This window comes from Halobellus sp. MBLA0158 (assembly GCF_041477585.1).
GTDB lineage: Archaea > Halobacteriota > Halobacteria > Halobacteriales > Haloferacaceae > Haloquadratum > Haloquadratum rubicundus.
This window is the reverse complement of record NZ_JBGNYA010000001.1, coordinates 2,919,189-2,933,960: the sequence shown is the minus strand read 5'-3', so window position 1 is coordinate 2,933,960 and position 14,772 is coordinate 2,919,189. Positions and strand designations below refer to the sequence as shown.

Here is a 14,772-nt window from a genome sequence, read left to right as displayed (position 1 = left end):
TAATTCCGGTGTCTGGCGCCCTCTCGCGTCGATTCGGCGTCAGACAACACACAAAGTATTTACCGGACGTGGTGTTTGCTTGTTCTGTACCCCTACCTATGGAGACAGCAGCGAGTACTGCGGGCCGACTCCGGGCGACCGGACGCACGCGTTCGCGTGATGGTGCGCGCAAAGCTGTTGTCGACGACCGATGCGATCCAACCAAACTATGACAGGAACCAACAACAAGTTCCGCGCGGTAGTCCTCGCGGCGCTTATGGTGTTCAGCGTTTTCGCTGGCACTGTGGCGTTTACGGGGAGTGCTGCTGCGGACCAAGCCTCACAAGACTACGTTGGTGGGGCTGTTCACTACGAGAACGTCAGTGGCAGCGAAGTGATAGAAGTACCGTTCGATGGGCCTATTGACAGCGATTCCATTGATGCCAACAACTTCACCGTCCTTGACGACGGTGATAACGTCTCCAGCCAGATTAACTATGCCCTGAGTGCATCGAGCCACGATGGATCTGGCAACGTACAGTTGATTCTTAATGGGAATTCACTAATCAACTCCAACGACTTGGAAGTTGACCTTAGTTCAACTGTCGCGAATTCCGCCGGTGAGAAATCAGTTGCATTTGCGTCCCAAACCGTTGATATTGGTAGTGGGACGGTAGGTGAACCGTCTTCGAACGTGACTGCCTACCAAGGCGCGACCGTTGCGTTCGAAGACACCAGTGCGGATAACAATTCGGCTGTATCCGGGTTCTCCATCGAAGACAACGAAGACGACTTCAATTACTTCCAGAGCTTCTCGGCTGGCGAAAACAGCACGGTGTTCTTCTTCAACACCGGAGATAGAGAACTCGGGGAGTATGAACTGAACAGTTCAGGTAACTACCTTACGATCCGCGATCTCGGGCTCAGTGTCTCCATCGACGATACCAACGTCTCGATTGGCGATGATATCGAGGGGACCGTCAATGCCCGGGCGTCCAATCAGAATATCGAGGTTGAGCTCGTGGATGATGGTGGTGACGGCGATGTCGTCGATGATATCGGCACAACCACCAGTGGTCAGGGTGAATACGACTTCGCCTTCCCGACTAGCAGCCTGGACGCAGGAGACTACACCGTCCAAGTGACAGACAACAGCTCCGGCGTTGAAGTCGAATCTTCCACGATTACGCTCTCGGAGACCGACGAAGACGCGGAGTTCGTCGACAACACGATCACCCAGCACCGTGGTGATATCGTCGAGATGACTGTCGAGATGGAGGGCAACGACTACGCTACCATCACAGTAGGCGAAGTGGATGGTAGCGAAGGTGTTGTTGCCAATGCGACAGTCGAAGACGAGAACGGCGACGGTCAGGTGACGGTCTATCTCAACACGTACGACCTAGAGGCTGGAACTGGTTCCAGTCAACCGTTTGCTGTTGATGACGACAGCGACGACAGCGTTACCAGCCAAGACGTCAGTACTCCTACCCAGGATCTGATCGATGCTGGTGAATACGATGTCGAAGTCGCCGCCGGACAGAGTCCTGCGGCCGATACCTCCGGTGGTGCTGACGGCGTCGCGACCCTCGTTCTTGAAGAGCGGGGTACAGAAAGCCTCCGTATGTGGACGGGGAGCAGTGAAGAACTTAGTCCCTCGGACCTCGAAGACGTGAACGAGGCCCTCGCGAACAATGAAATCACTCAGTCGTCAGAAGTTGCTGTCGGTGATTGGGCAGTTCACCAGCTCGAGGCTTCTGGCTTTGAGGGCCTGCTCGACGCACGTCAGAATGAAGAGGTTACCACTCGATTCCTGAACGAGACTGATAACCCGATCCGGCTGACGATCGAAGAGGCCAGTCCCGGTGCGAACCAGGAAGCACAGAACCTGAGCCTCTCGGACGTGAACACCACCGTGATCGCAGACGGTGCTAACGACACCTACTTCATCCTCGTCGATACCGGTGATGTCGATCTCGCTGATTCCGATGGTACCAACAAGAACGCTCTGCCGGCCGACGATGACACGGCACTCGAGACGAACTTCACTGTCGTGAAGGACGACGCTGGGTTCGACTTCACGCCCGACGGTGAGTTCGACGACGACGAAAATGAGGAGACATTCCTCACGTGGAACGCCAACGAGCCGGAAGTGACCATCGATACGCCGTACAATGTCTCCGCATCGAGCGGCCAGACGGTGAGTGGTACGACCAACATCGCTCCGGGTACGGAGCTGAACCTCCGCGTACGCAGCCAGGATGGCGTTAGTCCGAGCTTCCTGAAGACGGCTTCGCCCGTAATCCAGCCTGACGGTTCCTGGAGTGCGGAGTTCGACTTTAGCGGACAGAACGTTGGTGACGAATACGACATCGTCGTCAACTCCAACATCCTTGCAAGCGCTGAGGAAGAAAGTGGCACCGTCGTCGAAGCAGTGATGACGGATACGGACACGGCGACGCCCGAGCCCGACACGGACACGGCGACGCCCGAGCCCGACACGGACACGGCGACGCCCGAGCCCGACACGGACACGGCGACGCCCGAGCCCGACACGGACACGCCGACCTCCACGCCGACCAGCACGCCTGGCTTCGGTGTGGTCGTCGCGCTGACGGCGCTCATCGCCGCTGCGCTGCTCGCCGTCCGCCGCGAGAACTAACGTAGTTCTCGCGTTCCCTCTTTGAGGGAATTTCGCGGTTACCAACCACCGGATCTCATTCCGGTCCCTTCGATTCGATTTCTTTCGACGCTATATCGGTCAGTCACTACTGTAGCACAACTGTCCAATAGAACAACTGTTTGTAGCAAATTTTTTTACACTGCACTGATTCGGTCGGGGTAGCCCTTTGGAGACGGCAGGTACTGTCTCCACACGAAGGGGGGGCATACAGCGACGCGAGACGACGTCGCTCATCAAACAACATATGATAGGAAATACGAATTCACACCGTGCGGTGTCTCTCTCGGTGATACTAGTGCTCAGCGTCTTCGCTGGGACGGTGGTATTTACTGGGAGTGCTGCAGCAGCATCGACGAACACCGGTAACAGTAGTATCACACCGGCAACAGTGGACGAGGGAAGCAACAACACCTATACGTTCACGCTTAACGCCAGCGACGTCAATACGAGCGGAGATGGTAATCAGATCTTCTCGGTTGACCTGCCGGACAACTTCACAACCGACAGTTCGGGAGGTCAGAGCGCCAACGTAAACGAGGGAGCCGTGACGTTCACATCGGGAGACATCAGCATCGACTCGACGACGAATACGATCAACGTCACGCTCTCCGACAACGCGGGAGTCAACTCCGATACAGTTAACATCTCCTTCGAGGTCACAAACATCGTCGCTCCCGACGTTTCGGGAGATACGGCGGTGAACGCGCAGTTTGGCGTCGACTACGACGGAGACGGGGATCTCTCTGGAACGGACGACGCGCCATACAGCAACTTCCAGCAGATTACGATTCAGGATTCGGGGGTTGGTAGCCAATCGGGGAGCCCGACGCTAGAAAGCGCGATCCACTACGACAACGATCCCTCTTCGAGTACTGATTCGGAGATCGAACTCGCGTTTAGCGAGCAGATAAACAGTAGCACACTCAGCAACGTTCAGATATATGTCGACGACAGCGTTGTCAGTTCGGGAGATTACACGATATCCCAACCAGACAAAGGTCGAGTCGTCGTTCAATTCAACAATAACGAACTTCGGACCGGAGATCTAGTCGTTAACGTCCCTGACACGGTTACTGACACGACTGGAAACAGCGTGAGCAACAGCGGAAACGAGACCGTAACGTTCGCGCCTTCGACGATTAAAGGAGGAAACTCGGTGTCTGCCTACCGCGGAACCAATGTCTCGGTCATCGCCGACAGCGTTGACGCGGATGTGACTATCGAAGGAAGTGATGACGATACGGATTCCGTCTTCGTGTCTGGTTCGACCGGTCCTACGAGCAAAGTCTACGTGTTCTACTCCGAGGATCGGACGCTTGGAGCGTATGATATCGATGTCGAAGGAACGTCCGGAACGGCCGAACTGACGCTTCGAGACCTCGGTCTCGCGGTCTCGCTTGACGACCAGTCGGTGACGACCGAGGACAACATCGAGGGCACGGTCACCGCCCGCGCGTCCGACCGGCCGCTGACCGTTGAACTCCTCGACAGCAGCGGTGACGTCGTCGACGACAGCGGGGCGACGATCTCGTCGGCGCAACTCAACGGACAGGGCGAGTACGACTTCAGCTACAACGTCTCGGACCTAGACCTCGACGCCGGCAATTACACGGTCCGCGTGACCGACGACTACTCCGGCATCGACGTCGAAACGGAGACGGTCACGGTGAGCAGCGCCGGCGACGACGAGACCAGCTTCGAGTCCAGCGTCATCACCGATCAGCGCGGTGACGTCCTCGAAATCGGCGTGACGATGGAGAGCACCGACTACGCCACGCTTTCCTTCGGAACGCCGAGTCAGGGGACCGTCTCGAACGTGACTGTCCACGACGACGACGGTGACGATCAGGCGACGGTGTACCTGAACACCTACAACCTCAACAACTCCGAGCAGACCTACGCCGCGGGCGCGAGCGCTAACCCGTGGAGCCTCGATTCGGACAGCGACGACGAGATCACGTTCGCGAACATCTCGACTCGGGTCACCGACCTGATCGACGCGGGCGAGTACGACCTCGAAGTCCGTCCGGGCGAGTCCGAGACGGCTGACTCGACGGACGTCGCGACCGTCGTGCTCGAAGAGCGTAACACGACGGCGCTCCGCTCGTGGACCGCCCCCGACGGGTACAGCGTCTCGGACCTCGAAGACATCAACGAGGGACTGGCCGACGACGAGATCACACGGACTGACGAGATCGCCAACGAGGACATCGTCATCCACCAGCTCGTCTCCTCGGGACTCGAAGGCGCGCTCGACGCGCAGGCCAACGAGGACGTCACGAGCGAGTTCTTCGACCTGAAGAACACGAGCGCCAACGGCGGGGTCTACAACCTCACCATCGAGCAGGCCGACCCCGGCGCGAACCAGGAACCGAAGATGGTCAACGTCACCGAGGCGAACACGACTGTCATCGCCGACGGTGACAACGACACCTACTTCGTGGTCGTCGACACCGGCGTCGAGCGGTACTACGACGGCACGTCGATCGCCGACGACACGGCCCTGGAGGCGAACTTCACCGTCTTCAACACGGATTCGACGGACTTCACCTCCGAGGACCTCGACAGCGACGAGGACGAGACGCGCCTCCTCGAATACGAGGTCGTCGAGCCGACGATCACGGTGAGCGAGCCGTACAACGTCTCGAACGCGGCCGAGCAGAGCCTCGGCGGCACGACGTCGCTCGCTCCCGGAACGGAGCTGACGCTTCGCGTCCGGAGCACCGACGGCACGAGCCCAAGCTTCCTGAAGACCGCCTCGCCGGTCGTCCAGGCCGACCGCGCGTGGAGCGCCACGTTCGACTTCAGCGGGCAGAGCGTCGGCGACACCTACGACATCGTCGTCGACGACGGTAGCGGCGGCGCCGACGAAGTGACCGAAGAAGGTCAGGTCGTGGAAGTCGTCGAGGCGCCGACGACGACCGCGGCGCCCGACACGGACACGGCGACGCCCGAGCCGGGTACGGACGCCCCGGACACCGAGACGGCGACTGAGACGTCGGCGCCCGACACCCAGACGTCGGCGCCGGCGACCGAGACGCCGACCTCGACGCCCGGCTTCGGCGTGGTCGTCGCGCTGACCGCGCTCGTCGCCGCGGCCCTGCTCGCCATCCGGCGAGACTAAGCGAGTACCGCTTCCGCGGTTTCCATTTTTCGAGGGGACGAGCGGATTGTACAGTTCGCCGACTGCCGGACCGCTTCGGTCTTGGATCTATTGGCTTCAATTCGATCGGCCCCGATTCGATCGATCTCGTATCTCGATCGGGGATTTCCGTGACGCTCAGGGCCAAACGAACAGAGATAACAGTCCCACGATACGCAGAATCTCCGAATCGATACTCGGGGGGAAACCGTTTTATTCCAGATCCCCTTGCTACCGAGTACCCCTACCCGGTCGGCGCGTGGGGGCCGGCTCTCAGGGAGTCGGCCTCGACCGCCGTATCGTCGCGGTTCGGCAGTTTCGAACCGCGATGTCTCACCGCTCTGCGAGCCACGCCCGTGCGGCGTCGACGTCGGTCGTCATCTTCGTCGTGTAGTCGAGGTGGTCCAGATTCGCGAGCAAGTCCTCCATATCGATCTTGGCGACGGCGCTTTCCCCGTAGACGACGGCGGTGTACTCGACGCCGGCCTCGATCGTCCGCGGGACCCAGTCGTCCCGCAGCCACTCCTGGTCGCCGACGTCGTGGGCCCTGATCCGGCTGGTGTCGATCAGCGTCTTCCGCGCGCCGCGCGATTCGATGATCTCCAGTAGTTCCTCGCATCCGCGCCTGAACGATCCCTTGGCCGCGAAGTCGTCCCAGGTATGAACGACGGCTTCTACTTCCCCGTCCCACTCGATCGTGTACGTGGACGTACACCGTTCCTGGACCGACATATCGGGTCGTTGGCACGCTCCCGAGATAAGCATTCCCTGCCGATGATCAATAGTGATACTCGCGCCCGCACGCGAACCGTCCCGATTCACCTTCGGAATCCCTCGGAGTCGGCCGGAGCGTCGATCGGAAAAAGAGCCGAAACGGGCCTCAGTAGCCCAGCTGGTCGCGGACGAGAACGACCGTCGTGCGGCCCTCTTCGGTCTCGCGGCGGTAGATGAGCTGCTTCGCGATCGCGGACTCGACGCCGTAGGCCTCCTGTGCGCGCTCGTTTTCGAGGGGGTAGGCGACGGACTCCAGGCGGTCGAGCGCGTCGTCGAGGGTCGGGACGATCTTGTTCACGCCGCTGACGATCACGACGTTGCTCGCCGCGAAGGGGTACGCGCCGATCCGGCTGCCCGAGAGGTCCGCGGCGACGAGCTCGCCCGTCTGCGCGATGGCGTTGATGCCGCCGAGGAAGTAGTCCGCGGTCTGGGATTCGCGGCGGGCGGCCTGTCGCTCCGCGTCGTCGTCGATGCTCCAGATCTCGTTGGGGAGTGCGTCCCACTCGTGGTCGCCCTCGGTGAGGTAGTCGATGAACTCGATCTCTTCGAGCGTCGTCGAGTGGCCGTTCATCACCGAGGCGCCGGCGGGGATGTGGCCTGTGACCGCTTCGAGCGCTTCCTCGGCGTCGTCGACGACGACGACGTCGAAGCCGCGGTCTTTGAGGTTCGAAACGGTCTCTTCGATCGTCTCGTCGTCGGGGAGTTGGTCGAGCGCCGTGTCGATGTCGGTATCGTCGATGTAGTCGGCTTTCTGCTGTGACATAGATTCGAGTAGCGTCAGTTACGACAGTACGGCGTAGTACCGCGATCCGCTTAAACGCTCGCGGACACCGGTATCAGGTGGTGACACGGGTGTTACTGCGATTTGCGCTTCGCTATCAACAGTGATGATTCGGCGCGCTGTTTAAGTGTATGTGACCCAAGTGACGATATGGACTCCGCGTCTGCCCGCGAGCGGCTCTACGAGGTCTTCGTGGAAGCAACGCGGGACGACGAGGACCCGGTCACCCGAGCGCTCGAGATCGGCGTCGACTACCTCGACCTCCCGATCGGATTTTTCACCCGGATCGACGAGGGGACCCAAGAGATCGTTCGCGCGACGGGCGATCACGACCGCATCAGGCCGGGCGAGACCTGCCCTCTCGATCGGGCCTACTGTCGGGAGACCATCGAACGCGAGGGGACCCTCGCCGTCCAGCACGCGTCGGAGTCGCCGATCGACGAACGCGCGATCGAGGCCTTCGACCTGGGGACCTACATCGGCTCGAAGGTCGTCGTCGACGGCGAGGTCTACGGGACGGTCTGCTTCGCGGACCACGACGAGCGGAACGCGGCCTTCTCGGAGACCGAAGAGCTGTTTCTGGAACTGCTGGCGAACCTCGTGGGAGGATTCGTCGAGCGCCGGGAGTACGAACGGAGCCTCCAGACCCGGGCCGATCACCTCGAACGGGAGAAACGGCGGTTCGAGGGGATCGCCGAGAACAGCTTCGACATCATCTTCCGCGTCGGTCCGGACGGCCGTTTCACGTACGTCTCCTCCGCCGTCGAGCGCGTTTTGGGCTACGATCCCGAGGCGCTGACCGACCGCCCGTTCATCGAGTTCATCGCCGCCGCCGACGTCGAGAGCGCGACGGCGGCGTACGCTCGCGTTTGCGAGGGCGAGCGCGTCGAGCGGCTCGAACTCACGTTTCTCGACCGGACGGGCGAGCGCGTCATCATCGAGATCAACGCGACGCCGATCTTCGACGGTCCAGACGTCGTCGGGATCCAGGGCGTCGGCCGCGACATCACCACGCGGAAGGCGCGGACCCGCGAGCTCCGGACCAAGACGCGAGCGATGGACGAGGCCGACGTCGGGATCACGATCGCGGACCCGTCCCGGTCGGACCTCCCGATCGTGTACGCCAACGAGGGATTCGAGCGCATCACCGGCTACGACGCCGAGTCGATCCAGGGGCGGAACTGTCGTTTCCTCCAGGGAGAAGCGACCGACGGGGAGAAGATCGAGCGACTCGCAGAGGCCATCGAGGTAGAAGAGCCCGTCCAGGTCGAACTCGTCAACTACCGCCGGGACGGCACGCCCTTCTGGAATCAGGTGCAACTCAGCCCCGTCTTCGACGAGGCGGGGGACCTCTCGCACTACCTGGGCATCCAGAAGGACGTCACCGCCCGCAAGCGGACGGCCACGCTGATCCGCCTGCTCAACCGCGTGCTCCGGCACAACCTCCGCAACGACACGACCGCGCTCGCCGGCTGGGCCGACGTGGTGCGCCGCGGCGATGCCGAGGAGGTCGCCGAGGCCGGACGCCGCATCGAGCGCATCTCCCGCGGGCTGATGAGCGTGAGCGAGCACGCCCGCGACCTCGAACGCCACGCCAGCCGCGAGCGCGATCCGGCGCGGTTGGATCCGGCGACCCTGCTTTCGCGCGTCGCCGCGGCGGCCCGCGAGGACCACCCTCGGGCGAGGATCGACGTCGCGGTCGAGACCGATCGGGGGATCTGCGCGGGGGCCGAACTCCGGCAGGCGCTCGCCGAACTGATCGAGAACGCGATCAAGCACAACCCCGCAGAGCGCCCCGCCGCGACGGTCTCGATCCGCGACGACGGGGCGTGGATCGAGGTCGTCGTCGCCGACGACGGGCCCGGAATCGACGAGATGGAGGCCGCGGTGGTCTCGACGGGCAACGAGACCGCGCTCCAGCACAGCGCCGGCCTCGGGCTGTGGCTGATCAACTGGATCGTCACGCGGTACGGCGGCTCCTTCCAGATCGAGGCGACGGAGGGGGAAAAGGTCCGATCGGACGGGGAGGCCGCCGGCACGACTGCGACGGTTCGGCTCCCGGCGATCGACGACGACGCGTCCGTCGAGGACGCAGAGCGCGGTCCGACGGTCCTGTTCCGGTAGCCCCGGGACCGACGTTTTTGTCGTCCGCGTCCACACCTGCGCGTATGTCCGGACTCGCCGACGCGGTCGACGGCATCGTCCACGAACCGACGCAGGTCAGCGACAGCGCGGTCGATCTCACCGTCGCCGAGGTCTACGAGGTCCACGGCCCCGGCCGCGTCGACTTCGGCGGCGGCGAACTCACAGAAGCCGACGTCGTCCCGCACAGCCGGACCTGGCGCGACGAGGGCGACGAGTACCAGTGGTGGCACCTCGAAGCCGGCACGTACCTCCTGGAGTACAACGAGTCCCTGGCGGGGGAGTCGCTGTCGGACGAGGCGCTACTCCAGCCCCGGACCGAGATCCTCGAACGCGGCGCGTCCCATCCGTCGCTTCGGGTGGACACGCTCTCCCGCATCCCGCTCACCGTCGGCGGTGCGGGGATCAGACTCAAGGAGAACGCGCGGGTGTCGACGCTCTCGGAGGTGTAACATCGAGAAGTGCCCGGGGTGGGCTCCGAACCCACGATCTCCGCATGTCCCAGGTCCGAGGCTCGGCGGGCCCCGTGGGGAGCGGCGGAGGCTTCCAAGGCGTACCGCACCGAATCTCAGGAAACCCTATGAGTGCGGCGCTATGTCCAGCTAAGCCACCCGGGCTCACTTCTCCGTTGTTCGATGACGTTCTTAAACCTTCGCAAGTCCGACGACGGCGTCGGTGTCCGGCGGTCTACGACTCGTGCCCCCGCTCCCGATACCACCCGTAGGCCGTCGGCCCGAGGAGCGCCACGGCGAGCAGTCCGGCGACCGCGACGACGCGGGGGTCGACCGCGCCCGCGACGGCCCCGGCGGTGAGTCGCTCCGCGGACGCGCCCGCGAGGACGCCGGCGGCGACCCACGGGATCTCGCCGATGGCCGTCCCCAGGAGGAACGTGGGGAGACGCACGCCGGCGACGCCGGCGGCGACCGAGACGACGTCCGAGGGCGCGGGGACGAACCGACTCGCGACGACGCTCCGGAGGTCGCCGGTCCGGTCGACGAACGCCTCGCCGGCGTCCGCGGCGGCGCCGATCCGACCGTAGCGCTTCGCCAGGAGGAACGGGGGCACGCTGGTCAGCGTGACGAGCGCCAGCGCGAGCGGGAAGCCGGCGACGCCCAGGCCGTATCCCAGGAAGACGGCGAGCAGCGTCGTCGGCCACGCCACGAGCGGCCGGATCGCCGCGAGGACGACCGCCGCGGCGACGAGTCGGATCGGCTCCGCGGCCAGCCACGCCGCCCGCGCGAAGACGATGTCGGGCGAGACGACGAGCGCGGCGGCGGCGACGACAGCGAGCGCCGCGCCGGCGACGACCCGCGCCCGGAGTCGGCTGTGATCCATCGTCATCGGTTCCCCGCCCCCGCGGCATAACAGTTGATGACCGCCGGCAGTCCGGCGGGCGGCGACGAGCAACTATTTTGGCCGCCCCGACGGAGTGGCGGATGTGAGCGAGGACGACCAGGCGGACCTCGGGGCGTTCGACGGCGGCGGCGACGGCGAAGACGGCGGTGGCGACAGTAGCGACGCCGGCGACCGCTCGTGTCGCGCGCGCGTGGACGATACGGACAGTCCGAACTCCGACGCGACCGCCTTCGACGACCTCGATCGAGACGCGCGCGTCGAGGTCGGCGTCCAGCTCCTCGCGCACCTCGAAGTCGACTCGCTCCCGCTGTCGGCCGCGGTCGACCGGATCGAGACGGTCACGACGAACCCCGACCTCACCCGCGAGATCCTCGATACGGCCGAACTCAGGGGCGTCATCGAGCGCGAGAACGGTCGCCTCCGCACGCGCCGCGGCGGCACGTTCGTCTCCTTCGACGAGCAGGTGGTCCGGCGCGACGGGGACTACGAGTGCCGCCGGTGCGGCGCGGGGCTCTCGACGGGACACTTCGTGCGGTTCGAATCCGTCGAACTGGGGCCGTTCGGGCCGTCGTGCGTGCGAAAAGTGCTCGGACGGGAGTGATCGAGGGGCGTCGCGGAGGATCACCGCCCGCGTCGGAGCTCCTCGATGAGCTGCTCCACTAGCTCGCGCTGGGCGCGCAGCTCCTGGTTCTGTCGCTCGACCGCCTCGCGCAGTTCGGCGAGCTCCTCGCGGAGCTGTTCGTCGGCGGGCGCGGCCGACTCGAAGCCCGAGCCCTCGAATCCGGTTTCGGGGCTCTCCGCCCCGCCGCTGCCGCGCGGCGGTTCCTCGTGGGTCGTCGGGGCGTCCTGGCCCCGCCGCGGCGATTCGGCCGACGGGGCGCCGGTGGACTCCTGTATCGAGTCCGCCCACGCCGTTTCCGGCTCCGTCTCCGTCTCCGTCTCGGACCCGCCGCGTGGGGCTTCGGATCCCGGAACGTCGGCCGAGGCGCCGCTCGATCCGTTTTCCTGACGGCCCGACCGCGTGCCGGCTGACGCCTCAGTCGCCGGCGACGACTCGATGTGCTGTGTGGCCTGATCGGCCCCTGTCGCGGAGTCGCTCCCGCCCGGCGCGTTCCCGGCGTCCGCCTGGACGCCCGGCTCGCCCCCCTGGCCTCCGTCGTCGGACTCGCGGGTCGCGTTCTCCGGGAGCTCTTCGGGCTCTGCGGGGTCGGCGATCAGCGGATCGGGGCCATCGCCGAAGGAGACGTTCCTGTCCGGCTCGGGTTCGGGCTCGCCCTCGCCGTCGGGCTCGTCGGGTTCGGCGGCCGCGCGGAGTTCGCCCAGCGAGTCGACCTCCCAGTAGGAGAGCAGCGTCGTCTCCAGGGCGGCTCGGACCGCGCGGGCGTCCTCGTTCGGCGCTTTGAAGCGCTCCTGTCGACCGTCGACCGTGAGGACGACCGAGGTGGCGACGCTCCCGTCCTCGAACGCGAGGTCGGTGACATCGCCGTAGTGGTAAGACTCGAAGTCCTCGTCCCAGAGGTTGCCGCCGATGTGTCGGACGACGCGCTTTCCGGCGATCACGATCGTGAGCTCGCTGAACCGGAAGAGCCGCTCGATGTCCTCGTCGTCGTCGAGGATCCCGTTCGCGCGGAGGACGCCCTCGACGATCGGCGGGAGCGCGCGGTCGAGGCGCTTGGCGGGGAGCGAGATCGTCGCTTCGCCGTCGAGACCGTAATCGAGGGTCACCTTCGCCTTCCGTCGGCCCTCCGAGACCGTGATCCGCTCGGCCTCGTGCGGATACTCCTCGACGGACTCGTCGGAGAGCAGGCCCTCGGCGCGGTAGAGGAGCGTCCGCGTCGGCGTCACGTACAGTTCGTCCTCGCCGCCGAGGTCGACTCGGGCGACGACGTCCTCGCCGGCGAGGTCGCTCTGGACGATCTCCGGTTGGCTCATAGGTCCGTTCTCCGTGCGTTTCGTCATAAATCCGTGGGTCTCGACGGGCGCCCCCTACTCCCAGACGGTTTCGTAGTCGACCTCGGCGATCGCGCTGTTGGTAGTGATGATCGCGTCCGTATCCCGTGCTCGGTGGCTGGCGACGATCAGGCCGTCGTGAATACTGAACCGATCGACCACGCCTGCGTATTCGACGAGTTCGGCGTCGCCGACCGGCGCGACCGAGATCGGCCCGCTCCCGACCAGCGCCTGACGGGCGTCTTCGGGCGTCCCCGTGAGCGTCACGCCCCGGACGTCCTTGTCCCGCGAAACCGAGTACAGCACCTCGCCGAGCGCCGTGCTCGGTGCCTGGATCACCGTCTCTCCAGCCTCGGCCTCGGTAAATACTCGGTCCGCCTCCGGCGGGAGCGCGTCGACGAGATAGGCCAAGAGTGCGACGGCGTCGGCGGTGTACGTCGCCATCAGGCGTCCTCGTAGTTGCGGTCGCGACGGTCGCGGACTCGCTGTTCCAGCGCCTCGGCGATCTCTTCGCGCTTCTCTTCGGGCGTGTCTTCGGGCACGAGCATCCCGCGACCGCTGGTGCGGGTGCGCTTTTTGACGACGATCCCCTCGTCGGTGTCCATCCAGACGACCTCGTCGCCGGGATTCAAACCGTACTTCTCCCGGAGCTCCTTCGGGATCGTCGCCTGTCCCTTCTCCGTGACGCGCGTGGACTCGCTCGTATGTAGTAATACTGGCTGTGATACCTTAGCGTTGGTGTGGCTCCTTCTCCGACAGACGCGTACCGCGGAAAAATCGAGCGACGAGGCCGTGTGTTCAGGCTTCGTAGTGATTACTCTCGTCTCGTACCGCCGAACGCCGTCACCGGGGGTGGCGTCGGTGGGAAACAGTGAGAGTAATCGCTATCAGTCGTCGGCGACGACGTGCTGGCTCGCGTCCGTCATCGCGAGGACGTCGTCGAAGAAGCCGAGCGAGTCGTGGGGACCGGGGTGGGCCTCGGGGTGGTACTGACGGGTGATGATGTCCAGTTCCTCGTTCGCGAGGCCCTCGGCGGTGTCGTCGTTTACGTTGATCTGCTTCACGTCGAGTTTGTCGCCCGGCTCGCCGACGGTGTAGCCGTGGTTCTGGGTCGTCATCACGACCTTCCCGGAGTCGAGGTCGCGGACCGGCTGATTCACGCCGCGGTGGCCGAAGTCCATCTTCTCGGTCGTGCCGCCGAGCGCGCGGGCGACGACCTGCTGGCCGAGGCAGATCCCGGCGATCGGCAGTTCGCCGACGTGCGCTTCGACGAGCTCCTGGGCGGCCTCGAAGTTCGCCGGGTCGCCCGGGCCGTTCGAGATGAACAGGAGGTCGGGGTCGACCGCCGCGAGATCCTCGCTCGTGGTGTCGTAGGGGAGCACGTGGACCGTGGCGTCGCGCTCGACGAGCGACTCGACGATCGACATCTTCGCGCCGCAGTCGATGAGCGCGACGTCGACGTCGCCGCCCTCGCCGTAGGTCGTGTGTTCGACGGTGGTGACGCGCTTGCCGATGTCGACGTGCTCGCTCATTCCCTTGCACTGTTCCAGTTCGGCCTTCGCGTCCGCCGGCGTGACGTCGTCGCCGACGGCGATGCCGCACTTCATCGCGCCCTCCTCGCGGATGGAGGTGACCAGTTCGCGGGTGTCGATGTGGTCGATCGCAGGGACGTCTTCCTCGTGGAGCCACTCGACGACGTCTTCGGTGAACTCGTGGGCGATCGCCGCGCGCGGGTGGACGCGGTCGGACTCGAATCGCTCCTCCCGGACGCCGTAGTTACCGATGAGCGGGTACGAGAAGGTGAGCACCTGCTCCTCGTAGGAGGGGTCGGTCAGGCTCTCCTCGTAGCCGGTGTACGCAGTCGTGAACACTAGCTCGCCGCGGGTCCGTCCCGGAGCGCGCCCGCGAGCCTCGATCACGCGGCCGTCCTCCAGGGCCAGATAGGCGTCCGACATTACGAGAAAC

Annotated in this window: 12 protein-coding genes, 1 tRNA gene and 2 pseudogenes; 6 read left to right on the top strand and 9 right to left on the bottom strand. The window is 64.6% G+C overall.

The features are described 5' to 3' along the window. Positions 1-208: 208 nt before the first annotated feature. A complete protein-coding gene (locus OS889_RS14935) occupies positions 209-2,641 on the top strand; it encodes a DUF7827 domain-containing protein (RefSeq protein ID WP_372391105.1) in 2,433 nt (810 codons plus the stop codon). Positions 2,642-2,906: 265 nt separating this feature from the next. After that, positions 2,907-2,999 (top strand): annotated as a pseudogene (locus OS889_RS14930) (surface glycoprotein); the annotation flags it as partial. Positions 3,000-3,178: 179 nt separating this feature from the next. Here the strand turns inward: OS889_RS14930 and OS889_RS14925 are convergent. Further along, positions 3,179-3,322 (bottom strand): hypothetical protein, encoded by a 144-nt coding sequence (locus OS889_RS14925; protein WP_372391650.1) that lies wholly within the window; start codon positions 3,320-3,322, stop codon positions 3,179-3,181. Between the two features lie 496 nt (positions 3,323-3,818). Between OS889_RS14925 and OS889_RS14920 the strand changes: the two genes are divergently transcribed. After that, complete coding sequence (locus OS889_RS14920) at positions 3,819-5,786, top strand: DUF7827 domain-containing protein (protein ID WP_372391641.1); 1,968 nt, start codon at positions 3,819-3,821, stop codon at positions 5,784-5,786. Positions 5,787-6,137: 351 nt separating this feature from the next. Here the strand turns inward: OS889_RS14920 and OS889_RS14915 are convergent, their stop codons facing one another. Then, the gene (locus tag OS889_RS14915; protein WP_372391103.1) at positions 6,138-6,536 is read right to left on the bottom strand and encodes a hypothetical protein; all 399 of its coding nucleotides are present in this window, start codon (positions 6,534-6,536) and stop codon (positions 6,138-6,140) included. Between the two features lie 148 nt (positions 6,537-6,684). Continuing rightward, entirely contained in the window at positions 6,685-7,341 is a 657-nt protein-coding gene (locus OS889_RS14910; protein WP_372391101.1) for a lactate utilization protein, read from the bottom strand. 168 nt (positions 7,342-7,509) lie between these two features. Between OS889_RS14910 and OS889_RS14905 the strand changes: the two genes are divergently transcribed. Then, positions 7,510-9,483, top strand: a complete 1,974-nt coding sequence (locus OS889_RS14905) for a PAS domain S-box protein (RefSeq protein ID WP_372391099.1) — start codon at positions 7,510-7,512, stop codon at positions 9,481-9,483. Between the two features lie 44 nt (positions 9,484-9,527). Then, a complete protein-coding gene (locus OS889_RS14900; RefSeq protein ID WP_372391097.1) occupies positions 9,528-9,953 on the top strand; it encodes a dCTP deaminase/dUTPase family protein in 426 nt (141 codons plus the stop codon). A gap of 10 nt (positions 9,954-9,963) precedes the next feature. Here OS889_RS14900 and OS889_RS14895 read toward each other — a convergent pair. Both OS889_RS14895 and OS889_RS14890 read right to left on the bottom strand, forming a co-directional pair. Continuing rightward, positions 9,964-10,118 (bottom strand) — tRNA-Met (locus OS889_RS14895). 70 nt (positions 10,119-10,188) lie between these two features. Then, the gene (locus OS889_RS14890) at positions 10,189-10,836 is read right to left on the bottom strand and encodes a TVP38/TMEM64 family protein (RefSeq protein ID WP_372391095.1); all 648 of its coding nucleotides are present in this window, start codon (positions 10,834-10,836) and stop codon (positions 10,189-10,191) included. A 211-nt stretch (positions 10,837-11,047) separates the two neighbouring features. Between OS889_RS14890 and OS889_RS14885 the strand changes: the two genes are divergently transcribed. Next, a complete protein-coding gene (locus OS889_RS14885) occupies positions 11,048-11,458 on the top strand; it encodes a DUF5830 family protein (RefSeq protein WP_372391638.1) in 411 nt (136 codons plus the stop codon). A 20-nt stretch (positions 11,459-11,478) separates the two neighbouring features. On the opposite strand, the gene OS889_RS14880 is transcribed toward OS889_RS14885, so the two are convergent. From OS889_RS14880 to carA, 4 genes and pseudogenes are all read right to left on the bottom strand, one after another. After that, a complete protein-coding gene (locus tag OS889_RS14880) occupies positions 11,479-12,789 on the bottom strand; it encodes a DUF7115 domain-containing protein (protein ID WP_372391093.1) in 1,311 nt (436 codons plus the stop codon). A 54-nt stretch (positions 12,790-12,843) separates the two neighbouring features. After that, a complete protein-coding gene (locus OS889_RS14875) occupies positions 12,844-13,251 on the bottom strand; it encodes a hypothetical protein (protein WP_372391091.1) in 408 nt (135 codons plus the stop codon). Continuing rightward, positions 13,251-13,508: pseudogene (locus OS889_RS14870) on the bottom strand (AbrB/MazE/SpoVT family DNA-binding domain-containing protein); the annotation flags it as partial. The gene OS889_RS14875 and the pseudogene OS889_RS14870, both read right to left, overlap by 1 nt. A 186-nt stretch (positions 13,509-13,694) precedes the next feature. Next, positions 13,695-14,762 carry a glutamine-hydrolyzing carbamoyl-phosphate synthase small subunit gene (carA, locus tag OS889_RS14865; RefSeq protein ID WP_372391090.1) on the bottom strand — a complete coding sequence of 356 codons (1,068 nt, stop codon included), beginning with the start codon at positions 14,760-14,762 and terminating at the stop codon, positions 13,695-13,697. Positions 14,763-14,772: the final 10 nt, after the last annotated feature.

Bases quoted from the DNA above. Each gene is read 5' to 3' on its own strand.
- OS889_RS14905 (WP_372391099.1), top strand. From the start codon at position 7,510: ATGGACTCCGCGTCTGCCCGCGAGCGGCTCTACGAGGTCTTCGTGGAA.
- OS889_RS14875 (WP_372391091.1), bottom strand. From the start codon at position 13,251: ATGGCGACGTACACCGCCGACGCCGTCGCACTCTTGGCCTATCTCGTC.
- carA (WP_372391090.1), bottom strand. From the start codon at position 14,762: ATGTCGGACGCCTATCTGGCCCTGGAGGACGGCCGCGTGATCGAGGCT.
- OS889_RS14915 (WP_372391103.1), bottom strand. From the start codon at position 6,536: ATGTCGGTCCAGGAACGGTGTACGTCCACGTACACGATCGAGTGGGAC.
- OS889_RS14890 (WP_372391095.1), bottom strand. From the start codon at position 10,836: ATGGATCACAGCCGACTCCGGGCGCGGGTCGTCGCCGGCGCGGCGCTC.
- OS889_RS14880 (WP_372391093.1), bottom strand. From the start codon at position 12,789: ATGAGCCAACCGGAGATCGTCCAGAGCGACCTCGCCGGCGAGGACGTC.
- OS889_RS14900 (WP_372391097.1), top strand. From the start codon at position 9,528: ATGTCCGGACTCGCCGACGCGGTCGACGGCATCGTCCACGAACCGACG.
- OS889_RS14935 (WP_372391105.1), top strand. From the start codon at position 209: ATGACAGGAACCAACAACAAGTTCCGCGCGGTAGTCCTCGCGGCGCTT.
- OS889_RS14910 (WP_372391101.1), bottom strand. From the start codon at position 7,341: ATGTCACAGCAGAAAGCCGACTACATCGACGATACCGACATCGACACG.